The organism is Thermovirga sp. (assembly GCF_017656375.1).
Lineage (GTDB): Bacteria > Synergistota > Synergistia > Synergistales > Thermovirgaceae > Thermovirga.
Genome location: NZ_JACDOB010000068.1, coordinates 1 through 3247, shown reverse-complemented (window position 1 = coordinate 3247; position 3247 = coordinate 1). Strand labels below are relative to the sequence as shown.

The following is a 3247-nucleotide window of genomic DNA, read 5'->3' as shown; positions in this document are numbered from 1 at the left end:
TAACAACACAGGACAAAAAATTTGACAAAAAACAACAGTTGGGGTAAACTCCCGGCAGAATAAAAACTGCATATTTTGCGCGTTGTTGGTTCCTGCTTCCCCTCTCTGGGAGCAGGATTAAAAGGGAAGTCCGGTGAAAGTCCGGCGCGGTCCCGCCACTGTAACGAGGAGTTCAGTCGATGATTTGCCACTGTCGCAGGTCTGCGATGGGAAGGTTCGGCTGAGCGATGAATCGGAGCCAGGAGACCTGCCAATGACGCAGGAGCACACAATACCACGAGGATGGTTGGTGCGCCTGAAGCGATCGTTGCTAAATAAATCGCTTATAGGTTTGTTGTTTAGTGCCTTCCTCTGTGGGGAGGCACTTTTTTTATTTTTAAAAACAAATTCGGAAGGAGGTAATAGGGTGAAAGACGTTAGCTTGCTAACACAAATATATCCCATAGCGTTTATTCTTTTTGCTGCACTTATAGGAGCATTGATAGGTAAAGTCAGGTTTAAAGATTTTAGCCTTGGGGAATCTGGAGCGCTCGTCTCGGGTATCTTCCTTGCTCCTCTTTTCCAGAAAGTGGCGAAATACATTAGCCTGGACATAAGAAATAACCCATCTACGATTTCTGGTTGGTACCTCCAAATAAGCCTAATGCTATTTATTGCTTCTGTAGGGCTACTCGCAGCTAAAAAACTCAAAGCCGTCCTCAAACAACATGGAGTCAAGTTCGCAATCTTGGGCATTGTTATCACTTTCGCAGGGGCTTTAGCAAGTTACGCGGCATTCCTGGCTCTAGACTCCGTAGATAGAGGCCATGCCGCTGGAGTATATGTTGGTGCTCTCACTAGCTCACCAGGACTTGCCTCCGCCCTGGAAACCGCCGCAGAAGCTATTCCTAAGGGTAGCATTAACGCCTACACTTCCGAAGTGGGCTTGGGCTACGCGTTGAGCTATCCAATAGGCGTCTTTGCGGTCATCCTTTCCATCAAATTATTGCCTATGTTATTCAAAATAAACATAAAAAGAGAAATTAACGCATATAAATCAGAGGTGGGAAACGAAGAAACCCATAAATCACACGATGCTGCCCAATCACCTAGCACAATAACATCCTCTTTGGGTTTGGCCACCTGTTGCCTATTAGGTTACATGCTGGGAAAAATAAATATACCACTATGTGGAACGAACTTTTTTAAGCTCGGCACCACTGGTGGTGTGCTCTTGACATCTCTATTTTTAGGATACAAAGGCAACATATATTCATTGAGCTTCCACGCCAACGAGAAACTTTTAACGAAAATCAGGTCCCTTTCCCTTCTCTTCTTCCTGGCAACAGTAGGCCTTAAATATGGGGGGACTTTCTTTGGCTCCCTTGATTCTGGGGCTTTAGCCATCCTTTTAGCATCGTTATTAATAGGGCTAATTTCGATAACCACCGGTTTTTTACTGGGAAGATATCTCTTCAAAATGAATTGGGTATTGCTCGTAGGCGCAATCTGTGGAGGTATGACATCTACTCCAGGATTGGGAGCATCCTTAGAGGCTATCAGAAGTAACGATCCCGTCTTGGGATATGGAGCAACTTATCCTTTTGCCCTTTTGGGTATGGTTCTTTTTACAAAATTGATTTTCAGGTTACCGGCTTTATAAAACCACTACTTAAAGAGGTGATCATATTGAAAGCCTGCGAAAGAGTTAGAGAAAGGTCTTTGAAAGGCAAAATTATGTTTGTTGAAGATGCCGTTAAACTGATCACAGATGGCATGACGGTGGCTTGTAGTGGGTTCACGCCTGCTGGTTATCCCAAAGCTTTACCTCAGGCATTAGCCCATAAGGCCAAAAAGGGACAAAAAGTTAAGTTAACAGTGATAACTGGCGCTTCAACCGGTGATGAACTTGATGGAGAACTGGCAAGGGGGAAAATCATCAAAAAACGATACCCTTACCAGACAAATAACGATTGCAGGGCAGGAATAAACTCTGGGGAGATTGATTTTTGTGATATCCATTTGAGCCATTTGCCACAGTTTATAAAATATGGCTACCTAGGCAACATCGACGTCGCCGTCGTGGAAGCCGTAGCCATTACCGAAGATGGGGGTATTGTCCCCTCAACTTCGGTTGGCGCAACGAACGTATTTATACAGAAGGCAGAAAAAGTGATAGTGGAAATAAATTTAGCCCAACCCGCTGAATTGGAGGGAATACACGATATTTATAACGTCGGGGACCCTCCTTTCAGGGAACCTATTCCACTACGTAAAGTATCAGACAGGATAGGGCTCCCTTACATTCCATGTCCAAAAGATAAAATAGCCGCTATCGTCTTAAGCCAAAAGAAAGATTCAACCAACAAAGTAGCTGATATAGATAAAGACGCTAGACTCATAGCGGGACACATCATGGACTTTCTAGAATTTGAGATCAAAAAGGGAAGGCTCCCCAAAAATTTGTTGCCTCTTCAATCTGGGGTAGGTAGTGTTGCTAATGCTGTCCTAGCTAATTTTAAAGAATCCAACTTTGAAAACTTGCAAATCTACTCTGAGGTCCTTCAAGATGCAGTCTTAGACCTAATAGATGCAGGTAAAGTTTCTTTTGCCTCAGGAACTTCCTTTACCATCTCTCCCTCAAAGCTGGACCATTTCTACAGGAACCTAAATACATACAAACGCCGAGCTATTTTGAGGCCCCAAGAGATAAGCAACAATCCTGAAGTCATACGAAGGCTAGGTGTTATAGCCATGAACACCGCTATAGAGGTAGATATATACGGAAACGTCAACTCCACTCATATAGCTGGCAGTGGAATGATGAACGGCATAGGTGGCTCAGGGGACTTTGCCAGGAACGCAGCTTTATCCATATTTACAACCAAATCGGTGGCCAAAAACGGTGAAATATCTTCAATAGTCCCGATGGTCTCCCATCACGACCATACAGAACATGATGTACATGTCGTAGTCACAGAACAAGGATTAGCTGACCTAAGGGGTCTCAGTCCCAAGGAAAGAGCCAGACAGATTATCAACAAATGTGCTCATCCTGATTTTAAGGACCAATTATGGGATTATTACAGAGAGGCATCGTTTTTCTCTAGATACAAGCATACTCCTCACCTTCTGAATAAGGTTTTTGAATGGCATGAAAACTTCCTCAAATATGGAAGAATGAGGCCAAAAGTTGGTTAATTGCTTCAAACTCACTTAAATTTGCCAATACTTCTTCGTGATCGCTCCTTTCCTTAAACCGGGAAGT

The 3247-nt window shown here is 43.7% G+C and carries 2 protein-coding genes and 1 riboswitch; both genes read left to right on the top strand.

The features are described 5' to 3' along the window. Nucleotides 1–69 precede the first annotated feature (69 nt). A riboswitch (cobalamin riboswitch) is annotated at nucleotides 70–270 on the top strand. A 136-nt stretch (nucleotides 271–406) separates the two neighbouring features. Next, nucleotides 407–1642, top strand: coding sequence for a YidE/YbjL duplication (locus H0Z23_RS08800; protein WP_296869075.1), 1236 nt, complete (start codon nucleotides 407–409; stop codon nucleotides 1640–1642). 26 nt (nucleotides 1643–1668) lie between these two features. Next, nucleotides 1669–3180: an acetyl-CoA hydrolase/transferase family protein gene (locus tag H0Z23_RS08795; protein ID WP_296869074.1), complete on the top strand. Its 1512-nt coding sequence runs from the start codon at nucleotides 1669–1671 to the stop codon at nucleotides 3178–3180. Nucleotides 3181–3247: the final 67 nt, after the last annotated feature.